This is a genomic window from Actinomadura terrae, from assembly GCF_022751215.1.
Taxonomy (GTDB): Bacteria; Actinomycetota; Actinomycetes; order Streptosporangiales; family Streptosporangiaceae; genus Spirillospora; species Spirillospora terrae.
On sequence record NZ_JAICDG010000001.1, the window covers coordinates 703,111 to 718,016 of the forward strand.

General features: G+C 73.2%; 12 protein-coding genes. 6 read left to right on the forward strand and 6 right to left on the reverse strand.

The features are described 5' to 3' along the window. Positions 1-149: 149 nt before the first annotated feature. On the reverse strand, positions 150-1,754 hold the full coding sequence (locus tag K2F47_RS03110; protein ID WP_242901116.1) for an AMP-binding protein: 1,605 nt from the start codon (positions 1,752-1,754) through the stop codon (positions 150-152). A gap of 57 nt (positions 1,755-1,811) precedes the next feature. Between K2F47_RS03110 and K2F47_RS03115 the strand changes: the two genes are divergently transcribed. Then, complete coding sequence (locus K2F47_RS03115; protein ID WP_242901117.1) at positions 1,812-2,438, forward strand: maleylpyruvate isomerase N-terminal domain-containing protein; 627 nt, start codon at positions 1,812-1,814, stop codon at positions 2,436-2,438. Here K2F47_RS03115 and K2F47_RS03120 read toward each other — a convergent pair. The 4 genes from K2F47_RS03120 to K2F47_RS03135 are packed head-to-tail and all read right to left on the reverse strand — an operon-like array spanning position 2,426 to position 7,837. Beyond that, positions 2,426-3,502, reverse strand: coding sequence for a type III PLP-dependent enzyme (locus K2F47_RS03120; protein ID WP_372490813.1), 1,077 nt, complete (start codon positions 3,500-3,502; stop codon positions 2,426-2,428). The two genes, K2F47_RS03115 and K2F47_RS03120, sit on opposite strands and share 13 nt — an antisense overlap. Next, a complete protein-coding gene (locus K2F47_RS03125) occupies positions 3,499-5,100 on the reverse strand; it encodes an IucA/IucC family protein (RefSeq protein ID WP_242901119.1) in 1,602 nt (533 codons plus the stop codon). Before K2F47_RS03125 ends, K2F47_RS03120 begins: the two co-directional genes overlap by 4 nt. Further along, a complete protein-coding gene (locus K2F47_RS03130) occupies positions 5,091-6,692 on the reverse strand; it encodes an IucA/IucC family protein (protein WP_242901120.1) in 1,602 nt (533 codons plus the stop codon). Before K2F47_RS03130 ends, K2F47_RS03125 begins: the two co-directional genes overlap by 10 nt. Continuing rightward, positions 6,689-7,837 (reverse strand): ATP-grasp domain-containing protein, encoded by a 1,149-nt coding sequence (locus K2F47_RS03135; RefSeq protein WP_242901121.1) that lies wholly within the window; start codon positions 7,835-7,837, stop codon positions 6,689-6,691. Before K2F47_RS03135 ends, K2F47_RS03130 begins: the two co-directional genes overlap by 4 nt. 249 nt (positions 7,838-8,086) lie before the next feature. On the opposite strand from K2F47_RS03135, the gene K2F47_RS03140 reads away from it, so the two are divergent. The 3 genes from K2F47_RS03140 to nudC all read left to right on the forward strand — a co-directional run bounded on the left by K2F47_RS03140 (position 8,087) and on the right by nudC (position 11,364). Beyond that, the gene (locus K2F47_RS03140; protein WP_242901122.1) at positions 8,087-8,695 is read left to right on the forward strand and encodes an HD domain-containing protein; all 609 of its coding nucleotides are present in this window, start codon (positions 8,087-8,089) and stop codon (positions 8,693-8,695) included. A gap of 288 nt (positions 8,696-8,983) precedes the next feature. Continuing rightward, the gene (locus K2F47_RS03145; RefSeq protein ID WP_242901123.1) at positions 8,984-10,375 is read left to right on the forward strand and encodes a dipeptidase; all 1,392 of its coding nucleotides are present in this window, start codon (positions 8,984-8,986) and stop codon (positions 10,373-10,375) included. A gap of 41 nt (positions 10,376-10,416) precedes the next feature. Continuing rightward, positions 10,417-11,364: an NAD(+) diphosphatase gene (gene nudC / locus K2F47_RS03150; protein ID WP_242902548.1), complete on the forward strand. Its 948-nt coding sequence runs from the start codon at positions 10,417-10,419 to the stop codon at positions 11,362-11,364. A gap of 59 nt (positions 11,365-11,423) precedes the next feature. On the opposite strand, the gene K2F47_RS03155 is transcribed toward nudC, so the two are convergent. Beyond that, the gene (locus tag K2F47_RS03155; protein WP_242901124.1) at positions 11,424-11,714 is read right to left on the reverse strand and encodes a mycoredoxin; all 291 of its coding nucleotides are present in this window, start codon (positions 11,712-11,714) and stop codon (positions 11,424-11,426) included. Positions 11,715-11,861: 147 nt separating this feature from the next. On the opposite strand from K2F47_RS03155, the gene K2F47_RS03160 reads away from it, so the two are divergent. Together K2F47_RS03160 and K2F47_RS03165 are read left to right on the forward strand one after the other, a co-directional pair. Next, positions 11,862-13,931 (forward strand): ATP-dependent DNA helicase UvrD2, encoded by a 2,070-nt coding sequence (locus K2F47_RS03160; RefSeq protein WP_242901125.1) that lies wholly within the window; start codon positions 11,862-11,864, stop codon positions 13,929-13,931. A gap of 74 nt (positions 13,932-14,005) precedes the next feature. Next, positions 14,006-14,869 (forward strand): acyl-CoA thioesterase, encoded by an 864-nt coding sequence (locus K2F47_RS03165; RefSeq protein WP_242901126.1) that lies wholly within the window; start codon positions 14,006-14,008, stop codon positions 14,867-14,869. Positions 14,870-14,906 lie beyond the last annotated feature (37 nt).

Genomic DNA, 14,906 nt, shown 5'->3' on the forward strand with positions numbered 1-14,906 from the left:
AGCGTGCTCGCCTGGCGGCTCGCACGCTGACCGATCTTGTGCGGGCGCGGATCGCTTCGCGATCTTCGCGGTGGGGCCTCGCCTTCGGCGTCGGCCCCACCGCTCAGCTACGCGCCCGCGTGACGGCTGAGGTCGTTGCGCGACACGCTTTAACCGCCATGTTCGCGCGAGTCTTGTTCACGCAGGCCCCCCGGCTTGAACTTGCCCGTGCTCGTGCGCGGGAGGCGGTCGACGAAACGCACGTCCCTGGGCACCTTGTAGCGCGCGAGATGCTGCTTCACATACTCCTTGATGTCGTCCTCGCCGACGTCCGAGCCGGGGACGCGCACGATGTGGGCGGCCAGCCGCTGGCCGAACCGCTCGTCGTCCACCCCGGTCACGGCGACCTCGGCGACGTCCGGGTGGCCGTCCAGGAGGCGTTCGACCTCGCCGGGGAAGACGTTCTCGCCGCCAGAGACGATCATGTCGTCGGCGCGGCCGTCGACGAACAGCCGTCCCGCGCCGTCGAAGTGGCCGAGGTCGCCCGAGGCCGTCAGCCCGTCCCGGACCCGCCTGCGGCCACCCCCGGTGTAGCCCGCGAACCGCAGCCCGCCGCCGACGTGGATCTCGCCGGTCTCGCCCGGGGGCAGCTCCCGGCCGTCCTCGTCGAGGACCCTGACCGTGAGCCGGAACGAGGGCCGCCCTACGGTGCCCGGCGCCGCGCGCAGGTCGGCGGGCGTGGCGATCGTGGCCCAGCCGGTCTCGGTCGCCCCGTAGACGTTGACGAGCACGTCCCCGAACGCGTCCATGAACGCCTCCGACAGGTGCGGGTGCAGCGCGGACCCGCCGCACACGACCGTGCGCAGGCGCGGGGTCGGCTCCGTACGGGCGTCCAGGACGCGCTGGAGCATGGCGGGCACCGCGACCAGCGTCTCCGCGCGGTGGACGCGGATCGCCCGCAGCGTCTCGGACGCGTCGAACCGCCGCGACAGCACGAGCGGCATCCCCAGCCCCAGCCCGACCGACATGTAGGCGAGCCCCAGGATGTGGAACAGCGGCGGCGCGATCACGATCGGCGCCCCGGAGCGGACCGGGACGCGCATCAGGTGGCTCAACGCGACCGGGAGCAGCGCGGTCAGCGACACCTCGTGCCGGGCGCCTTTCGGCGTGCCGGTGGTGCCGGAGGTCATCACGACCACGCGACTCGTCCCTCCGGCTCGGTGCGGCCCGGTCGCGTCCGTCTCGATGGGCTCGCCCGTCCAGGCGGCCATCCGCTCACCGGCGAACCCGGACTGCTCCACCAGCGCGCCGAACTCCTCGTCGTGGACGAGCAGTCCGATGCCCTCGCGCTCGGCGACCTCCCCGAGCTGGGCGGCGGAGAAGTCGGTGTTGAGCAGCACCACGTCGGTGCCGAGCCGGGACGCCGCCAGCAGCGCCGCGACGAAGCCCCGGTGGTTGCGGCACAGGATCCCGACCCGGTCGCCGGCCTTCGCGTCGGCCAGGCGGCCCTGGAGCACCGTGGCGAGCGCGGCGGCGTGGCGCTCCAGCTCCTCGTGGGTGAGCGCGCCGTACTCGTCGATCAGCGCGGTCCGGCCGGGGAACCGCAGCGCCGACATCGCGCCGATCGTGGCGGGGACGGCTCCGAACCGCAGGTAGGGGAGCGGCAGCCGCACGGCCCGGTCGGGACGCACCGGCGTCAGCATGCCGGTGTCGCGGACGGCGTGTGCCGCGCGCGCTCCGAGGCTCGCGAGCGAACGGACCCGGTCTAGCACCATCGTCTGAACCTTTCTCGGGGACCCTGGACATACCCGTTTCCGGGTACGGTCGCAGCCATGATCACTGCGGACGACCTCGACCGGGCCCTGCGGCTGTCGCTGGACGTGCTCGAACAGGCATCCCCGGACGGCTGGGACGCCAACGCCGGTTCGCTGGAGTGGACCTGCTGGGAGACCGTCGAGCACCTCGCCGACGACCTGTTCGCCTACGCCGCGCAGCTCGGCCCGCGCACGCCGCCGCGGGACCGCGAGGTGCCGTTCCTGTGGGAGCGCCGCCGCCCGGGCGGGCCCGCCAACGTCATCTACGCCGACCGCTCCGCAGGCCCCGCCGGGCTGCTCGAAGTGCTGGACTCCTGCGGGGCGCTGCTGGTCGCCATGGTGCGGTGCACGCCGCCGGACGTCCGGTCGCACCACGGCTTCGGCCTGTCCGACCCGGCGGGGTTCGCCGCCATGGGGGCCGTGGAGATCCTCGTCCACACCCATGACCTCGCGGCGGGGCTCGGCCTGGACTGGGAACCGCCGAGTGATCTGTGCGCGGGCGTTCTCACGCGCCTTTTCTCCGACGCGCCGGAAGGCGACCCCTGGAAGGTTCTGCTGTGGTGCACGGGACGCGGTGAACTGCCGGGCCGTCCGCGTCTCACCGAATGGCGCTGGGACGGCAGCGTGCGAAATCAGCGGATGTAGTGGAATTCCGGGTGCGGGTGCATGAGGAAGTCGTGGTGGGAGATGTTCCACGCGTAGGCACCGGCCATCGCGAAGGCGATGACGTCGCCCGGCGCGAGGGGCGGGACGGCGACATCCCGGGCGAAGACGTCCTTGGGGGTGCAGAGCTGCCCCACGAGCGTCGCCCTTCCCACCGGTTCGGATTTCCGGGTGAGGACCTCGAAGGGCTGGTCGTGGCCCTTGGCCGCCGGGGTCCGCAGATGATGGGTCCCGCCGCGCAGGACCACGTAGGTTTCGCCTCGGGTCGTCTTCACGTCCAGGACGTCGGTGACGTAGCGGCCGTGGTAGGCGGTCACGGCGCGGCCCGGCTCGACGCGGAGCCTCGCTTCGGGGCGTCCGAGCCCGGCGCCGTAGGCGGCCCAGTCGAACAGCGCCCCCGGGTTCGTGTAGTCGACGGCCATTCCGCCGCCGAGATTGATTTCGGGTTCGGTGACGCCGTGGTCGCGCAGCCAGGGCAGCGCCCACGCCGTTATTCGTTTCGAGAGGTCGAGCAGTGCCGGGGCGCCCAGGCCGGACGCGAGATGCGTGTGAATCCCTTTCAGGGTGATGCCGGGGGATTCGGCTATCCGGCGGGCGCATTCGTTCAGGGCGTCCTCGTCCATGCCGAAGGGGCCGCTCATCGTCAACGCGGCGCCCGGCGCGGCGAAGGGGAGATTGGCCCTGAGGAGAACGTCGGCTCTGCCTAGTTCCCGGAGCCGCGTCAGCTCGCGCGGGCTTTCTATGTGGATGCGGTCGACGTTGAACGCCACGGCCCGGGCCAGTTCCTCGTCGGTTTTCCCGGGACCGCCGAATGCGAGAGGTATGTCCGGGAGCGCCTTCCGGACGTGCGCCAGCTCGCCGCCCGAGGAGACCTCGATCCCGTCGAGGTGCGGGGCGAGCGTGCGCAAAATCTCCGGGTCCGGGTTCGCTTTGGCGGCGTAGAAGAGTTCGGTGCCGCGCAGCGCGGAGCGGATCGTCCGCGCGTGGTCGGCCAGTCCGGGAAGGTCGTACACATACGCCGGATAAGGCAGGTCATCCACATTCATAGGGGCAGCGCCAGCGGGTTCGGGGCGGAAACGTAGGAGGCGACGCGGTCGGCGCTGCGGGCCCAGCGGGTGCGGAGATTGGCCTTCGCGGGTAGCGGGACGCCCGCCAGCAGCGCCCGGACCTGCGGGTGCGCGTCGTGGGCGGCGAAGTGGTCGCGGGCCGTCCGCCACAGCTCCAGGGACGGGTGCAGGTCGGCGACCGCCGCCGCCGTCTCGGCGAGGTGGTTGACGAGCAGGCAGTAGACGACGCGGTTCCAGCCCTGGTCGGGCGCGTAGGTGAGCGCCTCGGCGACGCGGGCGGGCAGGTGGGCGAGGTCCCAGCGGCCGGCGGTCAGCTTGGTTCCCTCGAGGTCGCGGAACGCGGCGTGGACGGGCATCCCCTCGGCGTCGACGCAGATCAGGACGTTCTGGAGGTGCGGCTCCAAAACGATGCCGTGGTCGAGGAAGGCGTGCAGGACGGGCGGCGCCACGTGGGCGACGTAGGCGTTCCACCAGGCGTGCGCCCCTTCCGGGGTGGCCATGGCCGGGAGCTTCGCCAGGAGCGTGCCGTAGGGGTCGGCCAGGGCCCCGGCCAGGAGCGGAGTGCCCGGAAGGGACTTCACGCCTTCGCGGAGGATGACGCCCAGGCCCTCGTAGAGGTGGAGGTCCGCGAGCGCGAGGGTGCGGTAGGCGGGTTCGGAGAGGAACGTGGCGTTCAGGAACGGACGCGGCAGCAGCCGGTTGAGCGCCATCGCACCGGAAAGCTCGTACCAGGCGTTCTTCCGTACGCAGTTGGTGATGCGGACGTCCAGGCTGAACTTGCAGAACACGTCCGCCTCCGGGAGGTACACCGTGCGCACGGAGGACGTGGGCACGGCCTCCACCCCGGACGGCCCGAGGTCCCTGACGGCACCCTCGGCCAAGGCCCGCCGCAGGACGGGACGGTGCGAGAGCAGCGAGAGCTGCCACGGATGGACGGGCAGCGTCTTGTGCCCCGGAGGAGGCGGAGGGCCGTACCCCTGGAGAGTCGTGAACGCGCTCGGGTCGCCCTCCTCGGCCACCAGCTCGTCCGGGACGGCCAGCCAGTGCGGACGAAACCGGGAGCGCGTCTCCGGCGCGTACCTGAGCCACTCGTCGGGCTCGCCCTGGCGCGCCTTGGGCGACGGATGAAAACGGTGGCCCGCCACCAAGGACTGCTCCGAGGCGATGTAGGGCTCGTCGGCAAGGTAGGGCTCGTCGGCGGGTTCTCCGCGCGCGGCGAGGATGGCGGTCAGCGCGCCGTGGCTGTCGCCGACCTGGGCGAGGAACTCGGGGTTCGGGCGTCCCGTCGCCAGTTCCAGTTCTCCCGCGACCAGATCGGCGAGGCGGTCCCAGGAGGCGGGGATCCAGGCGTCCTCGCGCTGCTCCTCGTAGGGCGCGGTGAGGCGGTAGGTGGGGCCGACCGGGGGACGGGCGAGGCCCGTGCGCAGGACGACGCCCGCCCAGGGCAGCCGCAGGACGAGGCGCCCCCCGTCCGCCCACACCTGCTGCTCGGGCCCGCAGACCTCGCGGACGAGGCAGTTCAGCAACGCGGTGGCGGTGGCGTCGTCGGCCGTCAGGACCGGTTCTGTCAGCAGCACGTGTCGTCCCGTAGGTAGTTCGGCTCGTCCCGTAGGTAGTTCGGCCCCGGCGGGCCGTAGTGCTTGTTGATGTCGGCGGCGCCGGTCCTGGCCTTGTCGACGAGGGTCCCGGCGGTGACCATGGCCTTGCCCGGCAGCGCCGCCGCGTCCAGCGTGCGGGAGCGCAGGAACGCCTCGTCCGGCCCGAGCGCGGCGTCGAGCCGGTCGCGGATCAGCGCGCGGCCCGCGCGCCAGGGGAGCAGGCCCCGCTCGGCGAGGCCGAGGGCGGGTGCGGCGGCGCACAGGTGCAGGGTGATCGTGGTGAAGACGCGGGCGAGCGCCTCGGGGTCGCGGGTCCGCATCCGCCGGTCGACGAGGTCGCGCGGGTCGGCGGCCGGGTCGACGCCCAGGCGCCCGTGCAGGACGTCCGGGTCGATGAGCGCGCCGTCGTTGTCCTTGACCAGGATGCGGGGCGGGCCGTCATCCGGGTCGCCCAGCACGAGCGCCACGTTCTGCTGGTGCGCCTCCAGGGCGATCCCGTAGCGGAAGAGGGTGACGTTCCAGGCGAACAACGCCGACAGGTAGGCGTCGAACAGGGACGCGACGTCCCAGCGTTCGATGACGTGCCCGCCGCCGGGGGCGTCCGCGAGTAAGGCCGCGACGGGCACGACGTGCGCGCGTGCCGTCTCGGCCGGGAAGCGCCGGACGAGATACCCGAGATGGGGCGAGACCGCATGGCCGTAGGTCTGCTCGTCCGCCAGCAGGACGGGCAGCTCCTCGCGCGCCAGGACGCGGCGCAGGATGCGCTCGACGAGCGCCCCGTCCGGCAGCGTGCCGGGGACGATGGTGCGGCGGTTGCGCAACCCCAGCGTGCTCGTCGGCAGCGGCATCTTCAGGTGGTCGAGCGGGGCGGCGGCCACCGTGCGCATGGACAGCGTGGGGGCGACCTGGAGGTAGCGGTCGGGAGCGACCGTCACCCCCGGCTCGCGCCGCACCTGGGGCACCGCCAGGGGATGGACGGGGAAGAGCTCGGCGGCCGTCTCGAACCCCACGTCGGCGGGTGTCGGCCACCAGGACGGGCGGTCGCCCGCGAGCGTCGCGCCCGGCACGGCGGCCCAGTACAGCGCGAACGACGGGTTGAACTCGGGCGCGTAGCGGCTGAGATCGGCTGTGCGGAGTCCGGTCCGCCCTTTGCCGGTCGGGTATACGGGGTGGTCGTTGTAGGCGGCGAGCGTCTCGTAGAACGTCCCGGGGCCGGTTCTCAGCTCGTCCGGTATGCGCGCCAGGCGCCGGTACACGGCCGGGCGCGCGTCCTCGTGCAGGCGGATCGCGGCGAGGGCGTCCCTGCACTCGCGCTCGAAGGCCGTGACGTCGTCCCGGGGATCGGCCAGCGCGCGGACGGCGGCGAACACGTCCCGCAGGCGGAGGTCCTGCGCCGCGTCCACGACGAACGCGGACAGGAACGGCGGATCGGCCCGGACGAGCCCGACCGCGCGTCCCGGCAGCCGCAGCGTGTGCGTCTCCGGGTCGACGCGGCGGTGCAGTCCCGCGTAGTCCTCGCGCAGCAGGGCGTCCAGGACCCGGGCCGCCAGCGGGCCCTCGATGCCGGTCACCTGATGACCCACCGGCGGGACGCGCGGAAGCGGGCCAGCGCGGCCTCCACCGCGTCCGGCGCCGGGCCGATCGCGCGCACGGTGCCGAGGTAGTCCCGGTTCGTCCGGGTGAGGGCGATGGTGTCGCCGACCTTCCGCTGCGGCCGGTAGGTCAGCCGCACCGCGCCGTCGTCCAGGTCGCAGGGCCCGGGCGCGGCGGTCAGCATCCCGGCGCGCTCGGCGATGACCGGCTCGGCGACCGCGTGCCCACCGGTCGGCGCCCCCTCGTCCGCGGGCAGGCGCTCGCCCAGGTGGACGCGCAGAATCCGCTCGTACAGCGGGACGCCCAGCAGGTCGGCGAGCAGCAGGTCGCAGTGGTCGCCGATCAGCCGGTAGTTCACTTCGATGATCCGCGCACGGCCCGCGTGGACGACGAACTCGGTGTGGCAGGCGCCGATCCCGACGCCGAGCGCCGTGAGCTGCGCGAGGATCTCCGGGGTCTGCGGGGGAGGCGGCGCCCATTCGAGGCGCTCCTCCACGAAGAACGGCGGCGGCGACATCCGCGTCCGGAACGAGCCGAGCACGCGCAGCCCGTGCCCGTCGCCCAGCGTCTCCAGCGTGTGCACATCGCCCGGCAGGTACTCCTCGGCCACCAGCGGGTCCGGCCGCCGCGCCGCGATCTCCGCGCGCCGCAGCGCCAGCTCCCGCGCGTCCCGGACGAGGAACACGTCCTCGCTGGCCACCCCGTCCCGCGGCTTGAGGACGAGCGGGAACGGCGCGTCCGGCGGCACCGCGTCCGCCGGCGCCGTGAACACCGGGTCGAGCGCGGCGAGGTGGCCGCGCATGAGCGCCTTGTTCTTCGCCCGCGTCGCCGCCCGCCAGTCCTTGCCCGGCAGCCCGAAGTAGGCGGCGGCCAGCGCCGTCTGCGCCTGGAGGAAGTCGCTGTTGGAGAAGATCGCGGCGGGCGGCGCGGCCGCGCCGACCCGGGCGATGATCTCGCGGAAGTCGGAGACGTCGCACTCGACGACCGGACCGTCGTGGGCGTGGACGGACGGCCGGTCGGTGAGCAGCACCACGTCCAGCCCCAGCCGGGCGGCGGCGGGCAGGAAGCCGTGCGTGACCGAGGTGGTCGCCTTCCCGGCGACCAGGTAGAGAGTGGAGGCCAACGTCGGCCTTTCCAGTGAGACGGGTCAGCCAGTGCGTGAGGTCGGCCAGTGCGTGAGGTCGGCCAGTGAATGATGTGGAAAGTGAGGTTAGCCTTGCCTAACTGAAAGCCCTCACCATACTGGCCGGGGTGCGCGCCGCGGGCAAGAACGGCGGCATCGCGTGTCTCCGCGTGCCGGTCGCCGCCCGCCGCCCGCCGTTCCCAGCCGCCGGCCGTTCCCCGCCGCCCCATGATCCGCCAGGATGAGGGCATGGACCTCGTCGAGCGGTGGGTCGCGCTGGCCGGCCCGCACACCCGGCACATCGGCGCCGAGCTGGAGGCGCGCTACGGCGAGCCGCACCGCCGCTACCACACCCGCGACCACCTGGCCGCCGTCCTCGACCTCGTGGACGAGCTGGCCGCATACGCCGCCGACCTCGACGCCGTCCGGCTGGCGGCCTGGTTCCACGACGCCGTCTATGACCCCGAGCGCGCCGACAACGAGGAGCGCAGCGCCCGCCTCGCCGCCCGCATGCTCGCCGACACCGACCTCGCCGCCGGGACGCTCGACCGGGTCGTCGGGCTCGTCGAGCTGACCGCCACCCACGCCCCGGACGGCGACGACCGCGACGGCCAGGTGCTGTGCGACGCCGACCTCGCCGTCCTCGGCGCGGACCCGGAACGATACGCCGCCTACGCCGCGTCCGTCCGGGAGGAGTACGCGTTCGTTCCCGAGGACGTCTACCGCGCCGGGCGCGCCGAGATCCTCACCGGGCTCCTCGCGCTGCCCGCGCTGTTCCACACCCCGCCCGCGCGCGAGCGCTTCGAGGACCGCGCCCGCCTCAATGTCCGGACCGAGCTGATGCTCCTGGGCGCCTGAGAAGTCCAAACCGGGGCGCTTGGCCGGATTGTTAGGTGAACCGGGCACCCACCGTTCGGGCGTACGGTCATACGGTCGCGCTCAAAAACGATACGAGGGACCATCCAATTTCGCCTCGAACGCGTGTCGCTCCCCATCCGACACATCGCTCACACGCGTGGTCGAACGCGTTCCCGCGCAGGTCGGCGGGGTGGACCGATGTGGATCAAGGAACCTGCCCGGAAACGTGCGGCGAGAATCTCACTGAGAATCCCATACAGTGCCTTCCAGTACGACATGCAAAGGGGCATGCACGTGAACGACGTAGTCGCCTACATCCAGGCGAACAGAGACCGGTTCATCACCGATCTCAAGGACTGGCTCGCGATCCCCTCCATCTCCGGGGACCCCGCGCACGCCGGTGACGTACGACGCTCCGCCGAGTGGCTGGCCGCGCACCTGACCGGTGAGGGCTTCCCGACGGTGGAGATCTGGGAGACCCCCGGGCTCCCGGCCGTCTACGCCGAGTGGCCCGCCGCCGACCCGGACGCTCCCACCGTCCTCATCTACGGGCACCACGACGTCCAGCCCGTGGAACCGCTGTCGGAGTGGGCGACCGACCCGTTCAAACCCGTGGAGCGCGGCGACCGGCTGATCGGGCGCGGCGCGTCCGACGACAAGGGCCAGGTGTTCTTCCACACGCTCGGCATCCGCGCGCTGCTCGCCGCGTCCGGCGCGACGGCCCCGCCCGTCACGATCAGGATGCTGGTCGAGGGCGAGGAGGAGTCGGGCTCGGTGCACTTCGCCGACCTGCTGCGCGAGCGCCGCGACCGGCTCGGCTGCGACGCGGTGGTCATCAGCGACACGACCATGTGGGCGGCGGACGTCCCGTCGATGTGCACCGGCATGCGCGGCCTCACCGAGGCCGAGATCACGCTGCGCGGGCCGGCGTCCGACCTGCACTCCGGGTCGTTCGGCGGAGCGGTCCCGAACCCGCTGCACGCGATGGCCACGCTGCTGGCAGGCCTGCACGACGCCGAGGGCCGGGTGAGCATCCCCGGGTTCTACGACGACGTCGTGCCGCTGACGGCGCAGGAGCGGGACGCCTTCGCGCGGCTGCCCTTCGACGAGGAGAAGTGGCTGCGGACGGCGGGCGAGAGCCGGGCCGCCTACGGCGAGGCCGGTTACAGCACCCTCGAACGGATCTGGGCGCGTCCGACCGCCGAGATCAACGGCATGTGGGGCGGGCACACCGGGCCCGGCGGCAAGACGATCGTCCCGCGCGAGGCGCACGCGAAGATCTCCTTCCGGCTCGTCGCCGGGCAGGACCCCGCCACCGTGCAGGACGCCTTCCGCTCCTGGGTCGCCGCGAACACCCCGCCGGGCATCGAGGCCGAGGTCGCGATTCCGGGCGGCGGCGTCCGGCCGTGCTTCTCGCCGATCGACTCCGCGGGCGTCCGCGCCGCGCGGCGCGCCATGGAGCGCGCCTTCGGCGGCGAGGTCCTGTTCACCCGGGAGGGCGGCAGCGGACCCGAGGCCGACCTCGCCGACGTCCTGGACGCGCCGCTGATCTTCGTCGCGGTCGGCCTGAACGACGACCACATCCACGCCCCGAACGAGAAGGTGGAGGTCCCGCTGCTCCTCAAGGGCGCCGAGGCCGCCGCCTACCTGTGGGAAGAACTCGCCACGGCCCTACGCTGAGGCCCACAAACGGTGTTTCGGCGGGGAGGCGCGACGTGACGGTGACGGGCGGGCTCGAATGGCTGGCGCTCGCGCGCGGCACCCTGGACCGGGTCGCGCTCAGGCGCCGCGACGACGACTGGCTCGCGGCTGCGTGGGCGGACCCGCGCACCCGCGTGCTCGTCGTCGACGACGGGCGCTCGCTCGTGACCGGCTCGTTCGGCGCGGCGGCGACTGGCTCACCGGCGACGGGCGGCCCTGACCCGGCGCTCGTCCTGCTCCCGCCCGCGCGGGCTCCGGAGGGTGACCGCTGGCTCCTCGGCGAGGACGATGACGGAACCGTCTACTTCGGCGTGTCCGCGCCGCTGCCCGCCGTCGAGGGCGCCGAGCCCGCGGGGCTGCGCCAGGTCGGCGCGCTGCTCGCCGACCGCGACTCCGGGCTGCTTACCCACCTGGTCGCGCTGGAGCAGTGGCACGCGACGCACCGGTTCTGCCCGCGCTGCGGCACCGAGACCGAGGTCGCCTCGGCCGGGCACGTCCGGGTCTGCCCGGCGGACGGCTCGCAGCACTTCCCGCGTGTCGACCCCGCCGTGATCATGCTGGTGACCGACGCGTCCGACCGGATCCTGCTGGCGCGCGGCACCCGCTGGGCCGCCGACCGCCGCTCCATCCTCGCCGGGTTCGTCGAGCCGGGCGAGTCGCTGGAGCAGGCCGTGGCGCGGGAGGTGGAGGAGGAGGTCGGGCTCGCCGTCCGCGACGTCCGGTACGCGGGCAGCCAGCCGTGGCCGCTGCCGCGCAGCCTCATGCTGGGCTTCACCGCCACCGCCGACGGGACCGTTCCGCTGCGTCCCGACCCGGAGGAGATCCTGGACGCCGCCTGGTACACCCGCGACGAGCTGCGCGCCGCGATTTCCGCGGGCGAGATCGTCGCGCCGGGCCCGCTGTCCATCGCCGCCCAGCTCATCATGCGCTGGTACGGCGGCGAACTCCCCTCGATGCCGCACTTCTGATGCCCCGGTGAACACGTCGGCCCCCGGAAGAGTCCGGGGGCCGACGGGGTCGAGCGCGCTCAGCCCTTCGCGGCGAGTTCCGCGAGGTGGCGCTTGACCTCTTTGGCACTGGGGTTGGTCAGGACGACCTCGTCGCCGATCGTGACGGTCGGGACCGTCTGGTTCCCGCCGTTGACGCTCATGACGAAGTCGGCGGCGGCCGGGTCGCGCTCGATGTCGACCTCGACCATCTCGATGCCCTCGCGGGCGAGCTGGCTCTTGAGCCTGCGGCAGAAACCGCACCAGGACGTGGTGTACATGGTGAGCTGCCCGGTCGGGCCCTTGGCCCGCTCGGTGGTGGGCGTCGCCATCGGCGCGTCTTCTCCCTCACTCGTCAGGACGTTCCGTTTCGATCACGCCTATCAGAGAACAGCGGAGGCCCGCTTCCCATTCCTGCCCGTTCCTGCCCGCGTGCCGGGCCGTGCCCCCGCCGGCGCCGGTGCTGCAAGGATGGGGGGATGTCTGCTGAGTCGGTGCTGGCGGGGCTCGACCCCGAACAGCGGGCGGTCGCCGAGGCGGTGCAGGGTCCGGTGTGCGTGCTCGCGGGTGCGGGCACGGGCAAGACGCGGGCCATCACGCACCGCATCGCCTACGCCACGCTCACCGGTGTGGTGACCCCGCAGCGGGTGCTCGCGGTGACGTTCACCACACGCGCGGCGGGCGAGCTGCGCAGCCGCCTGCGCGCGCTCGGCGCGCCCGGCGTCCAGGCGCGCACGTTCCACGCGGCGGCGCTGCGCCAGCTCACCTACTTCTGGCCGCGCGTCGTCGGCGGCGAGCCACCGAAGATCATCGACTCGAAGATCGGCCTGGTCGCGGACGCGGCGCGCGCCTGCCGGCTGTCGTTCGGGCGCACGGAGCTGCGCGACGTCGCGGGCGAGATCGAGTGGGCGAAGGTCACCCAGCACCGCCCCGAGGACTACGCCGCCGCGATCGCGCGGGCCGGGCGCAGGCCGTCCGCCGACGTGGTGGACGTCGCCCGCGTCTACGCGATGTACGAGCAGCTCAGGCGCGAGCGCAACCTGCTCGACTTCGAGGGCATGCTGGAGCTGACGGCGGCCGTGCTCACCGAGCACCGGGAGGTCGCGAACCAGGTCCGCGAGCAGTACCGGTACTTCGTCGTGGACGAGTTCCAGGACGTCAACCCGCTCCAGAAGATGCTGCTCGACACCTGGGTCGGCGACCGCGACGACCTGTGCGTCGTCGGCGACCCCAACCAGACGATCTACTCCTTCACCGGCGCCAGCCCGTCCCACCTGCTCGACTTCACCCGCGAGCACCCGGACGCGACGGTCGTGCGGCTCGTCCGCGACTACCGTTCGACACCGCAGGTCGTGCGGCTCGCCAACGGCGTGATCGGCGCCGCGCGCGGCGGCACCCGGCACAAGCTGGAGCTGGTCGCCCAGCGTCCCGACGGCCCCGACCCGGTGTTCAACGAGTACGACGACGAGGTCGCCGAGGCCGACGACGCCGCGCGCCGGGCCCGCAAGCTCGTCGACGAGGGCGTTCCCGCGCGGGAGATCGCGATCCTGTTCCGGATCAACGCCCAGTCGCAGACCTACGAGGCGGCGCTCGCGGCGGCGGGCGTCCCCTACGTCCTGCGCGGCGCCGAGCGGTTCTTCGAGCGGCCGGAGGTGCGCGAGGCCGTGGTGCGGCTGCGCGGCGCGGCGCGCGCTGGCGCCGACGCCGAGACCGACGGGACGGGGTTGATACTGACCGTCCGGCACGTCCTGTCCGGGGCGGGCTTCTCCGACCGGCCGCCCGAGGGGGCGGGCGCGGCGCGCGCCCGCTGGGAGTCGCTCGCCGCGCTCGCGCAGCTCGCCGAGGACATGGCCGCCGACGACCCGAAGGCCGGGCTGGCCGAGTTCGTCGCTGAGCTGGAGGAGCGCGCCGCCGCCCAGCACGCGCCGCCGCTGGAGGGCGTCACGCTGGCCTCGCTGCACGCCGCCAAGGGCCTGGAGTGGGACGCGGTGTTCCTCGTCGGGCTCGCCGAGGGCACGCTGCCGATCGTCTACGCCGAGACGCCCGAGCAGATCGAGGAGGAGCGCCGCCTGCTGTACGTGGGCGTCACGCGGGCGCGCGTCCACCTGACGCTGTCGTGGGCGCTGTCGCGCTCGCCCGGCGGGGCGCGCCGCCGCCGCCCGTCCCGGTTCCTGGACGGCCTCACCGGCAAGACCGCCACCCACACCCCCGACCGCCTCGACCGCACCAAGCGCCGCGCCGCCAAGGGACCGCAGCCGTGCCGGGTGTGCGGGCGCCCGCTGACCGCCGCCGTCGAACGCAAGCTCGGCCGCTGCGAGGACTGCCCGTCCGAGATCAACGAGGAGCTGCTGCTCGCGCTGCGGGAGTGGCGCGCCGGGGTCGCCGCCGACCAGAAGATCCCCGCCTACGTCGTGTTCACGGACGCCACGCTCCAGGCGATCGCCGAGCACGCGCCCGAGTCGATGGAGGAGCTGGCCCGCATCCCCGGCGTCGGCAAGGTCAAGCTCGACCGCTACGGCGAGACCGTCCTGTCCCTGTGCGGCGCGTGACCTACCGCTCGGCGCGTGACGCTTCCGGGGGGTGAGACCCCGATCACATGGGGCGATGTGCGAGATTGGCCCGTGTGAAGGAGTCACTGAAGGCACTGCTGGACCTGCTCGACCTCGAACAGATAGAGAACGACATCTTCCGGGGGCGCAGCCCCGAGGACCGCCAGCAGCGGGTCTTCGGCGGCCAGGTCGCCGGGCAGGCGCTGGTCGCCGCCGGACGCACGGTCCCGGTGAACCGGCCCGTCCACTCGCTGCACGCCTACTTCATCCGGCCGGGCGACCCGCTGGTCCCGATCGTCTACACGGTCGACCGCGTCCGCGACGGCCGGTCCTTCACCACCCGCCGGGTCACCGCGATCCAGCACGGCAAGGCCATCTTCACGCTGTCGGCGTCGTTCCAGATCGTCGAGGGCGGCCCCGAGCACCACGCGCCGATCCCGGACGCGCCCGCCCCCGAGACGCTGCCGACCGCCCGCGAGCGCCTCACCCCCCTGTTCGGGGAGGCCCGCGCCCGCGAGTTCACCGAGGGGCGCCCGTTCGACCTGCGGCACGCGACGCCGCTCACCTGGGAGGCCGCCAAGGACGCCGCACTCGCCACTCCCGAGTCGAGGGTGTGGCTGCGGGTGGACGGCGAGCTGCCCGACGAGCCGCTGCTGCACGTCTGCCTGATGACCTACGCCTCCGACATGACCCTGCTCGACACCGTCCTGCTCAACCACGGCCTGGCCTGGGGTGACAAGCGCACGATGGGCGCCAGCCTCGACCACGCCATGTGGTTCCACCGCCCGTTCCGCGCCGACGACTGGCTGCTGTACGCGCAGGACACGCCGTTCGCCGGCGGCGCCCGCGGCCTCGCGCGCGGCCAGGTGTTCACCCGCTCGGGCGAACTCGTCGTGTCGGTGATGCAGGAAGGGCTCATCCGCGTCTCGGACGCGTGAGAAGATCGTTACGGTCGGGACGCCGGGGGCGCACGAC